Annotated in this window: 22 protein-coding genes and 1 pseudogene; 17 read left to right on the top strand and 6 right to left on the bottom strand. The window is 32.7% G+C overall.

What is annotated here, in order from left to right:
• Positions 1-23 precede the first annotated feature (23 nt).
• Positions 24-1,637: an ionophore ABC transporter permease subunit NarB gene (narB, locus tag IGL07_RS13845; RefSeq protein WP_002326775.1), complete on the top strand. Its 1,614-nt coding sequence runs from the start codon at positions 24-26 to the stop codon at positions 1,635-1,637.
• A gap of 71 nt (positions 1,638-1,708) precedes the next feature.
• Here the strand turns inward: narB and IGL07_RS13840 are convergent.
• Positions 1,709-2,269: pseudogene (locus IGL07_RS13840) on the bottom strand (IS30 family transposase); the annotation flags it as partial.
• Between the two features lie 5 nt (positions 2,270-2,274).
• A complete protein-coding gene (locus IGL07_RS13835) occupies positions 2,275-2,955 on the bottom strand; it encodes an IS6-like element IS1216 family transposase (RefSeq protein WP_001015311.1) in 681 nt (226 codons plus the stop codon).
• Between IGL07_RS13835 and IGL07_RS13830 the strand changes: the two genes are divergently transcribed.
• From IGL07_RS13830 to IGL07_RS13815, 4 genes are all read left to right on the top strand, one after another.
• Positions 2,954-3,433 carry a Tn3 family transposase gene (locus tag IGL07_RS13830; RefSeq protein WP_324249669.1) on the top strand — a complete coding sequence of 160 codons (480 nt, stop codon included), beginning with the start codon at positions 2,954-2,956 and terminating at the stop codon, positions 3,431-3,433. The two genes, IGL07_RS13835 and IGL07_RS13830, sit on opposite strands and share 2 nt — an antisense overlap.
• A gap of 602 nt (positions 3,434-4,035) precedes the next feature.
• The gene (locus IGL07_RS13825; protein ID WP_002394802.1) at positions 4,036-4,353 is read left to right on the top strand and encodes a heavy metal-binding domain-containing protein; all 318 of its coding nucleotides are present in this window, start codon (positions 4,036-4,038) and stop codon (positions 4,351-4,353) included.
• A gap of 35 nt (positions 4,354-4,388) precedes the next feature.
• Entirely contained in the window at positions 4,389-5,057 is a 669-nt protein-coding gene (locus IGL07_RS13820; RefSeq protein ID WP_002394801.1) for a CPBP family intramembrane glutamic endopeptidase, read from the top strand.
• Positions 5,058-5,173: 116 nt separating this feature from the next.
• Entirely contained in the window at positions 5,174-5,428 is a 255-nt protein-coding gene (locus IGL07_RS13815) for a hypothetical protein (protein ID WP_002394800.1), read from the top strand.
• Positions 5,429-5,587: 159 nt separating this feature from the next.
• Here IGL07_RS13815 and IGL07_RS13810 read toward each other — a convergent pair whose 3' ends face one another.
• The 3 genes from IGL07_RS13810 to IGL07_RS13800 are packed head-to-tail and all read right to left on the bottom strand — an operon-like array spanning position 5,588 to position 6,744.
• Complete coding sequence (locus IGL07_RS13810) at positions 5,588-5,821, bottom strand: hypothetical protein (protein ID WP_002394799.1); 234 nt, start codon at positions 5,819-5,821, stop codon at positions 5,588-5,590.
• A gap of 1 nt (position 5,822) precedes the next feature.
• The gene (locus IGL07_RS13805) at positions 5,823-6,107 is read right to left on the bottom strand and encodes a hypothetical protein (RefSeq protein ID WP_002394798.1); all 285 of its coding nucleotides are present in this window, start codon (positions 6,105-6,107) and stop codon (positions 5,823-5,825) included.
• A 16-nt stretch (positions 6,108-6,123) separates the two neighbouring features.
• A complete protein-coding gene (locus tag IGL07_RS13800) occupies positions 6,124-6,744 on the bottom strand; it encodes a recombinase family protein (protein ID WP_013438829.1) in 621 nt (206 codons plus the stop codon).
• A 203-nt stretch (positions 6,745-6,947) separates the two neighbouring features.
• On the opposite strand from IGL07_RS13800, the gene mazE reads away from it, so the two are divergent.
• From mazE to fic, 4 genes are all read left to right on the top strand, one after another.
• Positions 6,948-7,178, top strand: coding sequence for a type II toxin-antitoxin system PemI/MazE family antitoxin (gene mazE / locus IGL07_RS13795; RefSeq protein WP_002362431.1), 231 nt, complete (start codon positions 6,948-6,950; stop codon positions 7,176-7,178).
• The gene (locus IGL07_RS13790; RefSeq protein ID WP_002394791.1) at positions 7,178-7,519 is read left to right on the top strand and encodes a type II toxin-antitoxin system PemK/MazF family toxin; all 342 of its coding nucleotides are present in this window, start codon (positions 7,178-7,180) and stop codon (positions 7,517-7,519) included. Before mazE ends, IGL07_RS13790 begins: the two co-directional genes overlap by 1 nt.
• Before the next feature lie 111 nt (positions 7,520-7,630).
• The gene (locus IGL07_RS13785; protein WP_002394789.1) at positions 7,631-8,569 is read left to right on the top strand and encodes a hypothetical protein; all 939 of its coding nucleotides are present in this window, start codon (positions 7,631-7,633) and stop codon (positions 8,567-8,569) included.
• 267 nt (positions 8,570-8,836) lie between these two features.
• Positions 8,837-9,439 (top strand): protein adenylyltransferase Fic, encoded by a 603-nt coding sequence (fic, locus tag IGL07_RS13780; protein ID WP_002367780.1) that lies wholly within the window; start codon positions 8,837-8,839, stop codon positions 9,437-9,439.
• Between the two features lie 233 nt (positions 9,440-9,672).
• On the opposite strand, the gene IGL07_RS13775 is transcribed toward fic, so the two are convergent.
• Positions 9,673-10,353, bottom strand: coding sequence for an IS6 family transposase (locus IGL07_RS13775; RefSeq protein WP_002367779.1), 681 nt, complete (start codon positions 10,351-10,353; stop codon positions 9,673-9,675).
• A gap of 254 nt (positions 10,354-10,607) precedes the next feature.
• Between IGL07_RS13775 and IGL07_RS13770 the strand changes: the two genes are divergently transcribed.
• From IGL07_RS13770 to IGL07_RS13735, 8 genes are all read left to right on the top strand, one after another.
• Positions 10,608-11,546 carry a 2-dehydropantoate 2-reductase gene (locus IGL07_RS13770; protein ID WP_002335374.1) on the top strand — a complete coding sequence of 313 codons (939 nt, stop codon included), beginning with the start codon at positions 10,608-10,610 and terminating at the stop codon, positions 11,544-11,546.
• A 25-nt stretch (positions 11,547-11,571) separates the two neighbouring features.
• Positions 11,572-12,609, top strand: coding sequence for a PTS sugar transporter subunit IIC (locus IGL07_RS13765; RefSeq protein WP_002355369.1), 1,038 nt, complete (start codon positions 11,572-11,574; stop codon positions 12,607-12,609).
• A gap of 285 nt (positions 12,610-12,894) precedes the next feature.
• Entirely contained in the window at positions 12,895-13,575 is a 681-nt protein-coding gene (locus tag IGL07_RS13760; protein WP_002394194.1) for an IS6 family transposase, read from the top strand.
• A 589-nt stretch (positions 13,576-14,164) separates the two neighbouring features.
• Positions 14,165-15,898 (top strand): MucBP domain-containing protein, encoded by a 1,734-nt coding sequence (locus tag IGL07_RS13755; protein WP_104670917.1) that lies wholly within the window; start codon positions 14,165-14,167, stop codon positions 15,896-15,898.
• Between the two features lie 625 nt (positions 15,899-16,523).
• Positions 16,524-16,937 carry a hypothetical protein gene (locus IGL07_RS13750; protein WP_002367777.1) on the top strand — a complete coding sequence of 138 codons (414 nt, stop codon included), beginning with the start codon at positions 16,524-16,526 and terminating at the stop codon, positions 16,935-16,937.
• Between the two features lie 369 nt (positions 16,938-17,306).
• A complete protein-coding gene (locus IGL07_RS13745; RefSeq protein WP_002367775.1) occupies positions 17,307-19,808 on the top strand; it encodes a DEAD/DEAH box helicase in 2,502 nt (833 codons plus the stop codon).
• Between the two features lie 144 nt (positions 19,809-19,952).
• Complete coding sequence (gene relB, locus IGL07_RS13740; RefSeq protein ID WP_000083634.1) at positions 19,953-20,186, top strand: type II toxin-antitoxin system RelB family antitoxin; 234 nt, start codon at positions 19,953-19,955, stop codon at positions 20,184-20,186.
• Positions 20,176-20,445: a type II toxin-antitoxin system RelE family toxin gene (locus IGL07_RS13735; protein WP_002367773.1), complete on the top strand. Its 270-nt coding sequence runs from the start codon at positions 20,176-20,178 to the stop codon at positions 20,443-20,445. The genes relB and IGL07_RS13735 overlap by 11 nt, the downstream gene beginning before the upstream one ends.
• The last annotated feature ends 37 nt before the right edge of the window (positions 20,446-20,482 follow it).

The following is a 20,482-nucleotide window of genomic DNA, read 5'->3' as shown; positions in this document are numbered from 1 at the left end:
TTGTCGGAACGGAGGAAAAGAAAATGAATGAAAAATTTGCGCGTTGGAACGTATTGTTCATTCAATACGTGAAACGCGATTGGAAAAAAATAATTGTTTGGGTTTTAGGTTTGGGTTTGTTCTCAGGAGCATTTGTACCAGCATTTGAAGAGATTGCTAAAGGACAAGGTCTTTTAGGGATGTTTGAAACGATGCAAAATCCAGCGATGATCTCGATGGTTGGACCTACACCAATCAAAATAGGTACGGATTATACTTTAGGAGCGATGTATGCTCAAGAGATGTTGCTGTTTTGCGGATTGTTCGCAATGATTATCTCAGCACTTCATGTGGTGAGCCACACGCGAAAAGAAGAAGAATTAGGTTTGACTGAATTGGTTCGCTCATTTCGAGTAGGACGACAAGCCAATTCATTAGCTGTTATCAGTGAGATGCTGTTGATCAATCTTTTATTAGGTCTTTTAATCGGCGGACTCATGATGAGTTTTGGTGTAAAAACGATTGATGCCGAAGGAGCTTTCTTGTTCGGAGGATCAATTGCATTGGCGGGAATTATCGGTGGTGTATTGGCACTTGTGATGTCGCAGATTATGGCGACTTCTACTGGAGCAACCGGCTCGACATTAAGTCTTATAGGACTTTTGTATATCGTGCGCGCTGGAACAGATGTGTCTAATCTTGATCTATCAATGTTCAATCCAATGGGATGGATTTACTTGACCTATCCTTTCACAAAAAATAACTGGCTACCATTATTATTTGCTTTGATTTTTAGTCTTGTTTTTACCGTACTTGCGTTTGTGTTGGAAGAACATCGCGACATGGGCGCAGGTTATCTTCCTGAACGAGAAGGACGTGCGACGGCGAAGAAATCACTACTTTCTGTACCTGGTTTGTTTTTCAAGATTAATAAAGGAGTAATGATTGGTTGGCTGATCGCATTTGTGGTTATGGGAGCTGCGTATGGCTCCATTTATGGAGACATGCAAGTCTTTCTTGGCGGAAATGAACTGATGAAACAAATGTTCACTCAATCTGGCGTTTCCATTGAAGAATCCTTTACGGCAACGATCATGATGGTAATGATTGGATTAGTCACAATCTTGCCAATCGCGGTGGTCAATAAATTATTTGCAGAAGAAACAAGACTGCATCTGAGTCAACTGTATGTAACGAAGATTACGCGAGGCCAATTATATTGGACAACGATATTTTTAGCTATTTTTGCTGGAGTCGTAGGCATTGGCTTAGCATCAGCGGGATTAGGTGGAACGGCGATTTCTGCGATGAAAAATGAATCGACTATGGATCTGACCGATTTCTTAGCTGCTGGATACAATTTTCTCCCTTCCATCTTATTTTATATTGGTTTGGCTGCTTTAGCGTTAGGCTGGTTGCCAAAATTTGGAAAAGTAATCTATGCTTATCTAGGCTATTCCTTTGCTTTGAATTATTTCGGCGGAATCTTAGATTTGCCGGATTGGTTCTCAAAAACGGCGATTCAAAGTTGGATTCCACGCTTACCGATGGAAGAATTTGATGGAACGATTTTTGCAGTAATTACTGTTATCAGTATCGTCTTCTTATTTGTCGGCTATTTAGGATACAAACGCCGTGATATGGTAGAAGGCGCTTAAAAATTGAATTTCTAAAAAACCGTTCAGATTTACGAAAGTCGATTTGAGCGGTTTTTTTATGGCTTCAATTGTCAAATTAAGTGCAACGATTCATTAAAAAATACTTCATAAGGGGTTTTCCAATTTAGACATTTCCGTGGTCGCGTGTTTAATTTATTCGCCCATTCTTGAATTTGACTATTGAAAATACCTGAAATATCTTCACCTTTGGGTGAATATTCTCGTAATAAACCATTAGTATTTTCGTTTGTACAACGTTGCCATGGGGCATGTGGATCTGGAAAATACACTTTAGTGCCATTTAATTCTAGCGTTATTCGACTATGTTGGGAGAATTCTTTTCCTCTATCGGGTGTAACGGTTTTACATTTATCTTCTCCTACATTTCTTATTAGATTGATCATACAATCAACCACATTTTTAGAGATTTTCTTTTCAACCTTACCAAGTAGGGAGAAACGAGATCTACGATCGACTAGAGTTACAATACGAGCCCTACCTGTTTTACCGGCTACAGTATCAGCTTCCCAATGACCAATCTCAAGGCGCTCATTGGCAGCAGATGGCCTTTCATGGATCGTATGGTTCTGTTGCAAAGTTTTAAATAAAGAATAAAATCCCTTACGGTATCTATGATTTAAGCTGGGATTCCCAATAATACCTTGATTTCAGTACAGACCGAAAACCCGAAGAGAGTGCCTTCTTTTCGGGTTTTCTTATATAATCCTCGGATGGCTTCCATACCTTTAATCGTGGTAGAGGCAGTGCGTAAACTTCGATAGAATTTATTGCGTCTCTTTACTGGACGATGGTCTTGTTCAATCAAATTATTCAGGTATTTAATGGTACGATGTTCTGTCCCTTGATAAAAGCCGTATTCTTTTAGTTTCTTAAAGGCACTTGTAATAGAGGGGGCTTTATCTGTGACTACAACCTTCGGTTCATCAAACTGCTTCACTAACCGCTTAAGAAAAGCATAGGCTGCTTGTGTGTCCCGTTTTTTACGTAACCAAATATCCAAGGTTAAACCATCTGCATCGATGGCTCGATACAAATAATGCCATTTTCCTTTAATTTTGATGTACGTTTCATCCATTTTCCATGAATAAAAGGATTTTTTATTTTTCTTTTTCCAAATTTGATAGAGTAGTTTGCCATATTCTTGCACCCAACGATAAATCGTCGTATGAGAAACGTTAATGCCACGATCATATAAGATTTCTTGAACTTCACGATAGCTAAGGTTATAACGAAGATAGTAGCCCACGGCTACAATAATCACATCCTGCTGAAATTGCTTTCCTTTAAAATGATTCATCGTCATTCCTCCTGCTATCTTTTTCTATTATTCTACCTTATTTGATAGTAGATTTAAAACTTTGCAACAGAACCGGAAAGTGTATAAAACAAAACATCAGCTTCGCTATATTTCTGACGAAATTTATGCACGACAAATTCTAGAACAATTAAACAAAGGAGAATCACGTCATGCTTTATGTCGAAATATTTTTTATGGACGTAAAGGAAAATTATACCAAACCTATTATGATGGAATGGAAGAACAGCTTAATGCATTAGGATTGGTTACTAATGCCATTATCTATTGGAATTCATTGTATTTAGAAAAAGTCTTTGAACAAATGAAAAAAGAAGGATATGATTGTTCAGAAGAAATGTTACGAAAACAATCTCCTTTAATTAGTGATCATATTAATTTTGTTGGCAAGTACACCTTTAAATATGAACAAGAACTTTCTGATGGAAAATTACGTCCATTAAATTTGGAAAAATTTTAGTAATGTTCGTCTTTTTTTATTACCGTGCATTTTCGTATGAATGTTCCAATAAAATATTTAGCATAGAAAAGTAGATAATCACAAGAATCGTATGAAATCAACGTTTCTTGTGATTATATTTTTATCCTACCGTGCATTTTCGTTTCTATGTTCCATGTACCCCTTAACTAAGAGGAAATCATGAATATACTCTTTTTAAGTATTTACCTTTTTTATGTAACCTCTATCTTGGTAGGAATTTATCAATGGCTAAAAAAAATAAAGAAGTTATAAAAAATTTCACTCTATAAGAATAAAGGCAATAACCACTTAAAATCGAGGGTTAAATTCATGACACTACTACTATTGGCAAAGTGGTTATTACCAAAATTTATTTTATCAGAAATTCAATAAATTTAAATACTTTTCATCTCCTTAGAATGCCTATATTAATTCTCTTCTATAAAAAACAACAGTTATATTTATTGATAAGATCAATATTTATTATATCTAATCAATTTTAGTCAGTTACTTTAAGTTACAAAATAACAATATTGTAAGTTTTTTTCCTCTCTTTCATATGCTATATTTATAACATAAAATTTTGAAAGGGGGTTTTTAATATGCTCATAACAACTTCAGAAAAATTATATGGTGTAGAATACGAAACACTTGATGTAGTATTTGGTGTAACAACACATTCTAAAAATATTGTAAAAAATATTGGCGCAGGATTAAAAAATTTAGTGGGCGGAGAAATCAAAGCGTATACAGAAATGCAACAAGAAGCACGAAAAATAGCAATGGACCGTTTAAAAGAAGAAGCAAAAAATATTGGGGCCGACGCTATTATTGCTATGCGTTTTGACTCTGGATCTATTAGTAATGACATGCAGTCAGTTGTAGCATATGGTACAGCTGTTAAATTTAAGAATCAATAGAAAAAACGAACATTGGTTTTAATAGGAGTGATTATATGAACTATGCAAAAAGAATATTTTCAATTTTCATATTATTTATAATTAGTCAAATTGGAATCACTGCTTTTGGAGTAATAAAACAATTATCTTTAGATGCAGGAGAAAAAAACTTAAATATTTCCTCGACACTTGTTACAGTCATACTTGTTGTTATTAATATTCTTTTTTTAATCTACTTAGCTAAAAGAATGAACATTATAAAAACAAATCATCCATTTCTTACTAAAAAAAATATTTTGATTATTTTAGTAGCAACATTAATAGATCGAGGCATAGCTATTGGTGGAACATTGTTATTAAATATGCAAGGACACACAACTACAGCAAATGATTCGACTCTTATTAAATTATTTAGTGGAGTATCTCCTGTTTTAGTGGTTTTATTGTTAGGAATTGCTGCACCAATTATGGAAGAAATTGTATTTAGAGGAGGTATCATAGGATATCTTGTAGAAAATAATGCCCTATTAGCAATATTAATCAGTTCTTTTTTATTTGGGATTATTCATGGCCCTACAAATTTTATCAGCTTTGGAATGTATTTCTTCATGGGGATTATCCTTTCAGTTTCTTACTACAAAACAAAAGACTTAAGAGTAAGCATATCCATACACTTTTTAAACAACTTATTCCCTGCAATTGCTATAGCTTATAGTCTTATATAATAAGCTAACAAAAGATTAACAAGTTTTGAAAATATGTAATATTTACTAATGATTTTTTATCATATTTTATATGTATAAATCTTTATACTCTTAACTAATCTTAAGGAGGAAACTATATGAAGAGATATCTATTTACATTCATTCTCTTTTTAGGAGTAGTAGCAAACCTTTTAGTACTGACACCACAACTATATATTCATTCTCAACAAACGGTAGTAGGACTAATTTTAGGAATTATTGGTTTTATTTTAGCTATTTTCAATTATAAAAAAGGATATAAAACTTACCATAAAATTGCTTTTATCTTAGGTGGTATTATCAACATTTATCCAGTTTTATATTTTACATTTCTATTTTTTGCACTTGGTTAATTTTACTTCACTTAAAACACCATAAAATTCGCTATTTAGCTTAATTTTATGGTGTTTTATACATCTCTAAAATAAAAAAAGCAACAACCACCAAAAATTCGAGGTATTACTTTATACATACTGACACTATTATATTGAGGAAGTAGTTGTTACCTATTATTATTTTATCAAGATTTTACCTTTTTTCAATTCTTTTTTTGTGCGTATTTCTACATAAGAACCGTTGCTTAATTTATATTCTTTTTTACAGCTACTACACTTAAAATGATTATATTTTCCTAGCTCTCTTCTAGCCAATTGGCCGCAATCACAAGCAACATAAGCAACTACATTTGTCTTGTTCCACGTAGTAATTTCTATTCCCCAGTAATCATATTTTTTTCGAACAACCATCTTAATTCTCTCCGTTTCTAAAACTATATCTTGCAACCATTTCTCTATATTCTTGTTTTGTTTTAGGCTGAACTCGCAATACTTCTTCGGTCAACTCTAATAATAGTTTTTCCACTTTTACTGACATTGTATCAAAAATAACCATTGGCTGTTTTTCTTTTGCTACACGTTTTTTATATCTTTGAAAATTTGCAGAATAGAGTCGACCATTTGACATTTTTTCTATTCCATACCCTGAAATTAAAGGATTTTCCAACAACTGAATAATCTTCTCTCTATTTTCCATAATAACTTCTCCTTATCTATTTTTCACTAAGTAATTGTTCTTCTTTAGCTTGTTTTTTAATTCGTTTAAGAGTAGACAAAGAAATACCTGTTTTCTTCTCTACTTCTCTCATGCTGTTTGTTTCCATTAACTCTAGTGCATGTTTGTATTTATCATTTAGAACTCTTTTCGGACGTCCTTCTCGATAATTTTTATTGTTCGCTCGATGCCATTGTTTCCCTTCTTGCGTTCTCGTCACGATTAAATCTCTTTCAAATTGCGCAAAGCTCCCCAACATGTTCATCATTAATGTTTGCATAGAATCACTTTTATTTGGCTCAAAGGTTAGGGCATTATCTAAGAAGGTGATAGTCACTCCTGAATTGTTTAAAGAAGAGATAATCGAATTTAAATCAACAATACTTCTAGCCAGCCTATCAATTTTCGTCACTAAAACTTTATCGTCAGGTTTTACAATAGATAGTAGTTCTTCTAATTCTTTTCTTCCTTCTTTTTTTGTTCCCGTATATTTTTCACTGAAAATTTTTTCTGCTCCGGCTTGTTCTAGTTTTTGAATCTGGGTTTTGTAATCTTGATTACTAGTACTCACTCTTGAATAACCATAAATGGACAAAATTTTCTCACCTTTTCTGAACATAAGTTTTTGACACTTGATAATTCCAAGTATAGCACGAAAAAACAAAGAGGTCAAAAACTTTTAAGTATCTGAACCCAATGAATTAATCCCGAAATATCTAATCTCGATTATATAACTAAATTACACTAAGTTAATTAAATATAGTGTATAATTATTTAAAACTACTTAATTATTTAGTATAATGAAATACAAGAGGTGATTGGATGTTAACAACAAAATCTAGAAAACAAGGAAGTTCTGTAGTATTGACATTACCATCTAATAACGGACAGAAACCAAAAGCAGACCAAGAATATATAGTGATGTATTCTGATGATGGGACAATTACGTTAGTCCCTAAATTACAAGATCCATTTAGTGGTGGATCAGAAGGGGAGTACTACGAAAAAGATGAATGGCATGACATTGAACCTGGAGGGAGAGAATTATTTTAATGAGTGACGAAAAGAAATATATTCCTAAAAAGGGCGATATTGTATGGATAGATTTCGATCCTTCAGTTGGAAAAGAAATACAGAAAAGACGTCCAGGTCTAGTAGTTTCTAGATATGAGTTTAATAGAAAGACAATGTTTGCAGTAATTTGTCCCATAACTTCTACAATTAAAAATATGCCCACTCGTTATACATTACCTGATGAAATGGAAACTCATGGACAAGTCGTTATTTCCCAATTAAAATCTTTAGATTTTACAGAAAGAAAGTTAAGCCAAATAGAACATTTACCATTAAAGGATATGGCTAAAATAGATCAAATCATTGAATACATTTTTTAATTATAATAGGAAGAAAGAATACATATAATATTTAATGTTCATGAATTCTTTCTTTTTATAACGTCTATTTACTATAACGTATTATAGTAAATAGACAGAAAGGAGGATAAATTGAACCTAAGAAAAATAGAACATGAAATTGAAGAAATATTGTCTAAGGATACTCATTCATGGGTGCGTCTATACGAGCTAATAAGAGAAGTAGAATATAGTAAATTATGGCGTAATGAGTATAGTTCTTTTACACAGTGGATTAAACATTTAGCATATGTAACAGGAGTAACTGAATCTCTAATATGGAAAAGAAAAAAAGCAGGAGAAATATACTTTGACTACCAACAACGAGCAAGAAGTAGGGGAGTTAGTGTTCCTAACATAGAGGACGTAGAAGTCAGTCCAGATAACTTTGAATTAGTAGAAAAAATTAGCCAAGGAAACAGCCAAATAAAAGATGAATTAATGCAACAAGTTTTAGCAAAAGATATTAAGCGATCTGATTTAGTAAACACTTGGTCAACTATTAAAACGATTCAAGCTAAAGAGGGTGGGGGAATCGTTAAAAAGAATAGATACTCTAAAATTGATAGTAGTGACGAACAAATATTTACTATATCTGATTTTTCGTTTGCATTGTCAGAAAGTTCGTGGTTACAAATTGCTAAGAATTCATATCACAAAGGAAAATCAGTTTATAAGCTAATTCCCAATTTTTCCTTTTATTCTTCGTTATTGATGAGATCTGTTACTTTAGATTTTTTATTGCTAGAAAACGTGTCTAGTAAATACACACAAGAATTAAATACACATAGCATCGAAATAGTTTTTTCGGATAACAAACTTAACAATATAATTTTAAATACTAAAACTAATTATAGCTGGGTCGTTGTTCCTGAAGATATCTCACTCATTGCACTTAAACAGCTTCCTAAAGAAATAGGGTTATTAAAAATTTCATCTAAAAGAATAATACAAGTTGTTAGGAATGCAGCACTTACTAATGAAACTAGTAAATTAGATATTTTGCAAGCGTTCATTGTTAAAAATATCTAAATTAATGTCTAATATGTAATAACAAAAAACATCTATTATATATCATCAACTATCTATCATGATGATGTTCCAGATTTAAAAAAGGGCATTGAGTTTATTTTCACCATTAGGAAAAAAATATATTATTGGAGAAAAGCTGGATAGTATGTATCTTTAGTTTTTTGATTGTTATGTAGCTTTCGTGCTAAAATACATTGAAAAACTTAGCATGAAAGTTGAAAGAGTTATTGAAAAAGAGGATTAATAATTAATAGGCGGTGAATTCAGTTGTTAGAAAACAAATTAGGTATTATTAACCAACTTGAGTTAAACAGAGTTGAGGAACGTGTCAGTAAAGAAAAGGCAAAACAATTATATGACTCTGGAGATATTGACAGAGTAGAAATTGGAACATTCAAAGGTCTATCATATATCCATAATTATTTGTTTGAAGATATTTATGAATTTGCAGGTAAAGTACGAAGTCAAAATATTTCTAAAGGAAATTTTCGCTTTGCGCCAGTAATGTATCTAGAAGTCGCTTTAGAACATATAGATAAAATGCCACAAAGTAATCTAGATGAAATTGTAGCCAAATATGTTGAAATGAACATCGCTCACCCTTTTCGTGAAGGTAATGGTAGAGCAACCCGAATATGGCTAGACCTAATCCTGAAAAAAGAATTACAGCAAGTTGTAGACTGGAACTTAATCAATAAGGAAGATTATTTGTCTGCAATGGAAAGAAGCCCAGTCAAAGATTTGGAAATCAAATATTTAATCTCAAATGCTTTAACTGATAAAATTAATGATAGAGAAATCTTCATGAAGGGTATTGATATTAGCTATTATTATGAAGGGTACACCGAATACAATGTTGATGACTTATAATCTAATTAAGAAAAAATAATTTTTAGGAGTTTGTTATAGTCATAAAACGAACTAAAAAAATTATAGCCCATACTATTGCTAGTTATATAATTTATCATTTTGATAGTAAGACTCTATAAACTTCAAATAAAGTTTTTGATTTAAATTGCTACACTAATCTCCAAATTAGATTTCAAATCGGTTCTGTTGCAAAGTTTGAAAATCAAACGCGCCCTCTCTGAACTCCAAATATCTTAGGCTGGTATTCCCATTAATACCTTGATTTCAGTAGACACCGAAAAGCCGAAGAGCGTTCCATTTCTTCGGTTCTTTTTATATATTCCTCGAATGGTCTCCATGCCCTTAATCGTGGAAGAGGCTGTACGGAGACTTTGATAAAATTTATTCCGTCGTTTAATAGGTCGATGGTCTTGTTCTATTAAATTGTTAAGATACTTCACAGTTCGGTGCTCTGTCTTAGTATATAAACCCACACTCTGTAACTTTCTAAAGGCGGAGCCAAGAGAAAGTGCTTTATCGGTCACAATTGCTTTCGGCTCACCAAACTGTTTATGGAGTCGTTTTAAGAAAGCATAGGCTGCTTGCGTATCCCGTTTCTTTCGTAACCAGATATCTAAGGTTAAGCCGTCCGCATCAATTGCACGATAAAGATAATGCCAACGTCCCTTAATTTTGATATAGGTTTCGTCCATTTTCCATGAATAGAAGGATTGTCTATTTTTCTTCTTCCAAAGATCATAGAGGACTTTGCTGTACTCTTGCACCCAACGATAAATCGTAGTATGACAAATATTTATTCCACGATCATATAACAATTCCTGAACTTCACGATAGCTTAGATTGTAACGCAGGTAGTAACCAACAGCGACAATAATGACGTCTTTTTTGAATTGTTTGCCTTTAAAATAATTCATTACTCTGTCCTCTCTGTCTTTTTTCTCAATTTTACACTAAAATAGATTTTTTGGAAACTTTGCAACAGAACCCCTAGGTTCATTAATGGTATTAGGATCAGCATTCATTTTTAAAAAGAGAATCTAATTAAGTATTTATAAAAGCATGGTCGCAAGTTTTACACTCTCCTACTTGAAGTTTCCGAATGAAAACTCTATAATGAGAAATGTGAAAATGTTCACTTATTATAAATTAAGTTTGGAGGCTTTTATTTATGAAAATTGCAATTGCAGGGGCCGGCGCGATGGGTTCCCGGTTCGGACTGATGTTGAAACAAGGTGGTAACGATGTTTTGCTAATCGACGGCTGGCAGGAGCATATCAATGCCATCAAAGAAAACGGATTGAAGGCTAATTATAATGGCGAAGAAATTACTGTTAAAGTCCCAATTGTTAATCAGAATGAGGTGCCCACTGGTGAGCAATTTGATTTGATTATCTTATTCACGAAGGCAATGCAGTTGGAAAAAATGCTGCAGGATGTTAAACCATTAATTGCTGATCACACAGAAGTTTTGTGTCTTTTAAACGGTATCGGTCATGAAGACGTAATCGAAAAATTCGTACCGATGGAAAAAATCTTTATCGGCAACACCATGTGGACTGCTGGTCTAGAAGGTCCCGGCAAGGCTAAATTATTTGGCAGCGGGTCTGTTGAATTGCAAAATCTAGGTATTGGTCAAGAAGAATCAGCGAAAAAATTGGCGGAAACTTTGTCCGCGTCTGGTTTAAATGCCAAATATTCCGACAACATTCATTATTCAATTTATCGTAAAGCTTGTGTCAATGGTACGATGAATGGCTTATGCACGATTTTAGACGTCAATATGGCGGGGCTTGGTGCAACCAAACCTGCTCATGACATGGTAGTGACTATTGTTAACGAATTTGCAGCTGTTGCTGCCAAAGAAAACGTCAACTTAGACATTCCCGAAGTAATCGAACATGTAGAAACTTGTTTTGACCCGACTACGATTGGTATGCATTTCCCATCGATGCACCAAGACTTGATAAAAAATAACCGTTTGACCGAGATTGACTACATCAACGGAGCCATTTCTCGTAAAGGTAAAAAATATGGAGTAGTAACTCCTTACTGTGATTTCTTAACGCAACTGGTTCATAGTAAAGAAGAAATTCTAGGAGCGAAATAGTAATAATTAGAAAGAGGACGAGAAAATGGAAGAAAAATTAACTCCAAAAATATTTTTAAATAAAGTATTAGCGGGTACCGCAACGGGGATCATCGTAGGGTTGATTCCTAACGCGGTATTGGCAGCAATTTTGAAATTATTTGGTGAAAATACCTTAGCAGTAACGATCACACAAATGGCAGTTATTTTCCAACTAGCTACTCCACTATTGATTGGCGCTTTGATTGCGGTGCAGTTTGGCTTCAAACCAATGCAAATGTTAGTAGTTGCCGGTGCAGCTTTCGTTGGCTCCGGTGTTGTGAAATTCAATCCTGACACAGCTACTTATATCGGTGCTGGTACCGGAGACATCATCAATACCATGATTACTGCATCAATCGCTGTCGGCATGATCTTGTTGATCGGCGAAAAATTTGGGTCCGTGGCAATTGTTGCAACACCAATCGTTGTTGGTATCGGCGCTGGTCTAATCGGCTATTATTTATATCCTTACGTAACCAAGATTACTGCCGCTATCGGTGACTTAATTAATACCTTTACTACTTTGCAACCAATTTTGATGTCAATCTTGATTGCATGTTCCTTTGCTTTCTTGATTATCTCGCCGATCTCTACAGTTGCCATTGGTATGGCAATTCAATTGAACGGTGTTTCTGCTGGTGCAGCCGCTATGGGTGTTGCCGCAACAACAGTTGTCTTGGTAGTTAACTCTTGGAAAGTCAACAAACCAGGGGTTACTTTGGCCATCGCATTGGGTGCTATGAAAATGATGATGCCAAACTTGTTTAGGAAACCAATTATCTTGGTACCATGTCTATTCACCGCTATCATCTCAGCAATTCCAGTAGCGTTATTCTCAGTCTCAGGGACTCCTGCTTCTGCTGGTTTCGGTTTGGTAGGGTTGGTAGGTCCGTTGGCTTCATTGGACGCCGGTTTGAGTATTATTCTACTATTAATCAGCTGGTTTGTTGTACCAATCGTAGCTGCTTTCGTAGGTCAAATCTTATTTGAAAAAATCTTGAAATTGTATGATCGTAAAGATGTTTTCGAATTTTTAGGATAGTCAACTAGAAAAAGTGTGAGCCTTGTGCTCACGCTTTTTTGTGCAATTGAAGTTGGTGAATCTCAGCGAAAAGAGAAATGTACCTTAAATAGTGTGTTTCTGGTCAATAGCACAATGAAATATCTAAATACATTATGAACTGCTTTTCGTTTTATGAAGAGCAGTTTGTGCTATTTGAGAAATTGCTCAATTTAATCATTAAGTAGTTTCATCGGTTCTGTTGCAAAGTTTCCAAAAAATCTATTTTAGTGTAAAATTGAGAAAAAAGACAGAGAGGACAGAGTAATGAATTATTTTAAAGGCAAACAATTCAAAAAAGACGTCATTATTGTCACTGTTGGTTACTACCTGCGTTACAATCTAAGCTATCGTGAAGTTCAGGAATTGTTATATGATCGTGGAATAAATGTTTGTCATACTACGATTTATCGTTGGGTGCAAGAGTACAGCAAAGTCCTCTATGATCTTTGGAAGAAGAAAAATAGACAATCCTTCTATTCATGGAAAATGGACGAAACCTATATCAAAATTAAGGGACGTTGGCATTATCTTTATCGTGCAATTGATGCGGACGGCTTAACCTTAGATATCTGGTTACGAAAGAAACGGGATACGCAAGCAGCCTATGCTTTCTTAAAACGACTCCATAAACAGTTTGGTGAGCCGAAAGCAATTGTGACCGATAAAGCACCTTCTCTTGGCTCCGCCTTTAGAAAGTTACAGAGTGTGGGTTTATATACTAAGACAGAGCACCGAACTGTGAAGTATCTTAACAATTTAATAGAACAAGACCATCGACCTATTAAACGACGGAATAAATTTTATCAAAGTCTCCGTACAGCCTCTTCCACGATTAAGGGCATGGAGACCATTCGAGGAATATATAAAAAGAACCGAAGAAATGGAACGCTCTTCGGCTTTTCGGTGTCTACTGAAATCAAGGTATTAATGGGAATACCAGCCTAAGATATTTGGAGTTCAGAGAGGGCGCGTTTGATTTTCAAACTTTGCAACAGAACCTTTTAAAGTATACTAAGTTATCTTTTTTAATTTTAGGAGTAATCATTATTGTAAGTTTTACTATTTCTAAAATTATTCAAGTCATATTCACAAAAAGTAAATTGAAACGTAGAATATAAACTACAGACAGCTTAAATTTTGGCTGTCTTTTTTATGATTATTTATTGTTATTGACATGACAATTTTGTTCAAATTCCCCAATAGATTCACAATTAAAAGACCCAACAGGGTATAACCGGTTGATACTTTTCTATGTTAAAATTGTTGCTAAGTAAGTAGTAGGTCATTCAAGTTGAGCATACTTTAATTTAGGGAATAATAGTGATATTCAAATAAATTACTACTATCTTAAAGTTATTATGTCTATTGCTCTTTATGTTGTTTATTAAGGTAGTTTTTATAATTTGAAAAAATTTCTTAATTTGTGTATATTATATGTAATTAGGGTTAAAAACAAAATAAAATATAATTTCAAGGAGGAAGAAATGATAAAAAAATACTTTTCGGAGTAGTATGTATTTTTGCGTTTGGGGGAATGGCAATCACTGCATTTGCAGATGATACTCTGCCTATCTATGGTTCACGTATTTGGTTTGATTTAAATGGCAATGGAATACAAGACCAAAATGAACCGTCAGCACCTGCTATTCATTTTGATAAACTAGCCTTTACAAATAAGGATTTGACGGTAGGCTTTGATTATCCAGGAAATAATCATTTGAATGCTGGATCTACTACAACTCCTATTAATTCTGCTACAGCTGTTATTGAGCCTAAGTCAGCATGGGTAAAGCAGAATTTAAATAAAGATTGGTCGGAAATAGAAGATAAAGCTATGGAAACAGATGATTGGACGGAGTACGAAAGTGTTTCAAAGCAATTTTCTGATGCTAATCCGCTTATGGATAATGCCGAAGTACCATACAGAACAGGTTTCGGGAACCTAAATTTAGCTAACTGGATTGCTCAAAATGTACCCGAAGATAGCCCATACATTAATTACATTTACATTAATCCTAGTCAACTACCAAAATGGTTAACTATTACTGAAGCCAATAAAGCAAGTATTGTTAATAGTTCACAATTTTCAGCAGATGGTTTCTATTACTTTGATAATAAAGCTCCTCTCCAAACAGTCAGTGGTTTCTACAATTTAGACGGAACATTTACTGAAAGTAATGATACTCAAAATCCGTATGTTCACAGTTATGCAATAGCAAATCTAGGATTAATTCCTCATGCTTCTATAAAACTTGATATGACAACAGAACAAAAAATAAGTAATCCAAATGAAGAAATTACTGTAACCTACACAGTTAAAAATGACGGTACGAGCGATCTTGAAAACATAACTTTATCCGATATCGATTTTCCAGCATTTAATTTGAAAAGTGGAGAAGAAAAGACTTTTAGTGTGGCACAAATACCTAATCAGCAAGGAACTATAAATACAACTGTGCAAGGTGATCTTAATTATTACTATGATCAAGTTTACTTAAACCCCGAAACAGGAGAAACTTCAACCACTCCACAAAAACCCATGCATCTATTAACAGTTACTGATGATAAACAGGTAACGGTGACTTACCCGACTACAAAACAGTCAACAATAACAGTCCGCTATATGGATGAAGAGGGAAATCAATTAATTGATCCTATTACTAAGACAGACATTGTAGGTAAGGAGTATTCTACTGAGCAAAAAACATTTGACGGTTATCAATTTGAAAAGTTAACGGGAAATGCTTCTGGTGTATTTACAGAGAGTGATCAAGAGATCGTTTATGTATATAAGAAAGTTGTAACTCCTCCTGTAAAACAATCAACGATAACAGTTCGTTATATAGATGAAGAGGGAAATCAATTAATTGATCCTATTACTAAGACAGACATTGTAGGCAAGGAGTATTCTACTGAGCAAAAAACATTTGACGGTTATCAATTTGAAAAGATAACGGGAAATGCTTCTGGCGTATTTACAGAGAATGAACAAGAGATCGTTTACGTATATAAAAAAATTGATGTGTTAAAAGAAGAGAATAAAGGTCAAATTAACAAAACATCGAATACTGAATTTAAAGAAGCAAACAAGTCAAATGATAAAGTTAAAATGGATAATGCTTCTACAGGAAAAAAGAGCGCTAAATCTTTTCCTAGAACAGGATTTAATAATAATTTAGTATTAAATACATTGGGCGCGGCTTTGCTTGTAGTTAGTCTTATTGGTTTTACTGTTGTATTTGTTATTAGAAGAAAACAAAAGAGATAAGAACGTTGAAGATAAAACTTAATATAATAAATTTTTTTATATTCCAGATAATCCTGATATGAATGAAATTTCAAAAAACTAGGAAATGCGATTAATTTAAGTGAGGAATAGAAACTTCTGAAGTAACTATATATCATAAATTAAACCGATGAGTCAAAAACTTTTGTTTTTTCTATTAGCGATGAGATTATATTAAACAGTATATACTAGAATGAATGATTATAAAACGTTTGAGTGGATAATCGTCCGTAAAAGCATGATCCAAAGAGTTGAAATTTTAGTTTAGAAGGATGATCAATTCAAGACGATAAAATTTTTAGTGAATTAAAATGTGTTATATAAAAAAGTATTGACAAAAAAGCATTCATTATAAAAAATTAACTATGCTACTGGATATTATATCCAGTAGCATAGTTAATTTTTTATTTTTTTTGGGGATAGTCAAGGTTATTATTGGAGATTATTCGAAACTAGATTTAAAGGTGATGATGGCAAATGGAAAGTATCAACAGTTTGGCTGTCTGCTTGGAATCTTCAACATTTAAGATTTGGCTAAAATTATGGTAAATAAAAAATATTTGATAGGGGTATTGGTCATATCTACATTATCTTTTTTTTATTTTTTGTGTATAAGGTAGATGAATCAGAAAATAATCCCATAATAGAAACTGTACAAGAAAGAGAAAAAGAAAGGGATAAAAAATATTTTGAAACATTGTCTGTTTCTGGTGAAGGGGTAGTAACCAAAGAAGATCTAGAAGCATATTTATGGGTTTCAAATGGGTCTGGAGAAGTAAATTCTTTTCAGAAAGGTATTAGAAAACAAGGAGTATATCCCGAAAAGTATCATAAAGAGCCTATAATAATTAGCGAGTATGATTTGGTTGATGGGATTTATACAGAAAAAGGAGATCCTAGCAAGTACAAAGTTAGTTGGAAAAAGGGATATATTTTTTTTGAACCAATTGACAAGTTATCCAATAAAGAAGAGCGGGAAAAAATATTCTACCCAGCAAAATTTACAGATGAAGAAGAGTAACTAGTATAATATAAAAATTTTAGATTAGGAGACATAAAGAAAAAGGCAACAAAAATTGTTGCCTTTTTTGTACGTTTTTATGAAAGTAGTTTGCTTATGCTATTCACTAGTAAATGCTTTGTGTCAATTTTAACGGTATCCTAATTAGACAATCGAGACTATTTGTTTTTCCCTTTTTCATGCGCTGTTTCTAAAAACATGCATTGTCTAGTTGTATAATCGATGGTAGTTAATTAATCCAATAATACTTTACTTGATGCTTTCATTCCGTAAAAAAATCAATAGAAACATATAAACATAATATTAAATGACAATATTAGAAATAAATAATATAATTATTTCTAAGAAAATCAGTAAAGGAGCTTAAAAATGGTTGATTTTAGTAAACTTAAAAAAATAGAAAAAAAACAAGATGTTATCGATCCAATTGAAATTTTTAGAAGAATACCAAAACCTGAAGGAATAAATGATCTTTATTCCAGTCAATCGGAAGTTTTAAATGCTTGGTTTAAAAACAAAGATCAAAAAGATAATATTATAAAATTGCATACGGGTGGTGGAAAAACAATGGTTGGCTTGTTGATTGCTCAATCTACAATGAACGAGCTAAAAGAACCAGTGTTGTACTTGACTCCTACTACCCAACTAGTAAATCAAACTTTTGAAAAAGCTAAAGAGTTAGGAATGTCTGTAGTAAAATATGAAAAAGGAGAACCATTATCACAAGAATTTGTCAATGGAAAGGCTATTATGATAGCAACTTATTCAGCATTATTTAATGGTAAAAGTAAATTTGGGGTTCAAGGGAAAACTTCAATTCAATATGTTTCTACAATTATTTTTGATGATGCACATGCAGCATTACCAGTTATTAGGGATAGTTTTACTTTAGAAATAAGTAAAGCTGAAGATGAAAAATTGTATTTAGAACTTTGTTCTCATTTTAGAAAAAGCTTTATTGAAATTGGAAAACAAGGAACTTTTGATGAAGTTATTGATGGCAAAGAAGATATGGTTTTGGAAGTACCTTATTGGGAATTCATAGAATCTATGACATATGTAAGTTCTAAAGTAAAAGAAAAAGATGTTTTTTCTTGGCCATTAATTAGAGATCGTTTATCTATGTGTCATGCATTTATTAGTAAAAGTAAATTTACAATAACACTCATTCAACCACTACTGGATATATTCCCTACATTTAAGAATGCCAAACGTAAAATTTATATGTCTGCTACTATCTCAGATGACAGTGATATTATAAGAACATTTAATGTTTCGGAAAGTGCTGTAAATAACCCGTTAACCTCTAGTTCTGTTGCAGGAATAAGTGAAAGAATGATATTAATACCAGGATTGATGGATTTTCCGTTTGATGATTTAAAAGATTCCTTTAAATTACTTAATTATGTTGTTGAAAATGAATATGGAGCCGTTGTAATTGCTCCGTCAGATGAAAAATCAAGTCGTTGGGAATCAGATGTTATTTTTCCTCATGGATCTGAAGAAGTAAATAATATTGTAAATAAAATGCAAAAAAAGATTGAATTTGGCCCGGTCGTTTTTTCAAATAGATATGATGGAATTGATTTACCAGGTGATGCTTGCCGACTTTTAATAATGGATGGTATGCCAATAGGAACTTCAAGTTATGAGATTTTTCGAGCAGCAGCCTTAATGGGTGGTGATTCAATTACAAGAATGATGACGCAAAGGATTGAGCAAGGCTTAGGAAGGGGAGCTAGAGGAGCTTCTGATTATTGTATAGACGTACTTATAGGAAAAGATTTAACAACATGGGTTAGTATGGAAAATAATTTTTCTTATTTTACTAGTGCCACCAAAGCTCAAATCGAAATGGGAAAAATAGTTAGTCAAGAAGTTAAAAGTGTTTCAGATTTATTGGATGTTATAAAGCAAAGTTTAAATAGAGATAGTGGATGGACAAATTATCATTCTGAAGAGTTGGTAGAGTATATTGATCAAGATCATATTGTAAAAAAAGATTCATCATTTGCTAGAATTGAACGAGTAATTGTAGATTTGTGGGATATGGACTGTCTAGATAAGGCTATTGTTAAAATTAATAGTTATTTAGAGCAAAATGAATCGATGAATCAATATGAAAAAGGTTGGTTACAACAGTTTTGTGCAAGAATGGCATATGTATTTAAGGATAAAGTAACATTTGAAGAGTATCAAAAGCAAGCGTACTTTAATAATAAAAATTTATTTAGAATCACTAATTCAAATGATGAATATCCTCAACTAAAAGTGCCGTCCGATCAATCTAAAATGATAGTAAAAAAATATAAAGAATTTAGAAGCCCACGAGGAATTTTAAGTAATATTGATGAAATCGAATCATTAATTACTTCTACTTCTAGTGCAAATCAATTTGAAGAAGCATTAAAAAAATTAGGTGATTATTTAGGCTTTATATCAGAAAGATTTGATGATGATGGAATAGGTCCAGATGTATTATGGCTGATTAATGAGAAAAAAGGAATCATTATTGAAGCTAAAAGTCGAAAAAAAGAACATAATGCTTTTAGAAAAGAAGAACATGGGCAACTTCTTATAGCAGAAAGATGGTTTAAAACTAAGTTTCCTGATATCGAAGCGTTACCAGTTAGTGTTCATCAAGATAAAATAGCAACAAAAGCTTCTTTTGCTGAGGGTGTAAAGGTATTAACATTTGATAATATACTGCTTATTATTAAAGAAACTAAAAAATTATATTCTCAATTAATAGATTATCATTTGGACGAAAAGGCACTGGAGGTGCAGTGCCAAAAGTTACTTTTACAATTTGATTTACTCAGTGAAAGGTTTGTCGAAAAGTATTTAGATACATTTGAAACAATGACATAAACCTTAATTTTAGTATCATTTGAAATATAGTTCATGTTTTATTCTATATATTGGAGTAATCATCACATTTATAATAACATTGTATTGACAAAATCCCTTGTTTTTAATACAATGTTATTACAAAGTGCGAATGGAGGTAATAAGATGTCTCAATCAACAATTACATTTAGAATTCCTGAGGATGAGAAAGAACTTGTGTTAGAATATGCAAAAGCTCATAATTCTTCATTAACTGAACTTTATCGAAAAGCTGTATTAGATAAAATTGAAGATGAAATTGATTTAAAAACCTTACGGAACGCAATAGAAATTTCCAAAGAGAAAAAAGAGATTGGTATTTCTCAAGAGGAAATGGAGAATTTACTAAATGAAATATAAAGTTGTATATATGCCACAAGCGCAGAAACAATTAAAAAAAATGGATAGAAATCAGGCAAGAATAATAGTAGCTTGGATTAGAAAAAACTTAGAAGGAACTACTGATCCTCGTCAACATGGAAAAGGCTTGACTGGAAATAGAAGTGGTGAATGGCGTTACAGAATTGGAAATTATCGAATATTGGCTAATATTTGTGATTCAGAAATTATAATACAAATATTTTCAATAGGACATAGGAGTACTATCTACAAAAAATAATTTATGTAGGAAACATGCAAAAGAAGAGGGTATATTA

This window comes from Enterococcus sp. DIV1368f (assembly GCF_051712245.1).
Lineage (GTDB): Bacteria > Bacillota > Bacilli > Lactobacillales > Enterococcaceae > Enterococcus > Enterococcus faecalis.
The sequence above is the reverse complement of the archived record's forward strand: the minus strand, read 5'-3'. Positions and strand labels throughout refer to the sequence as shown.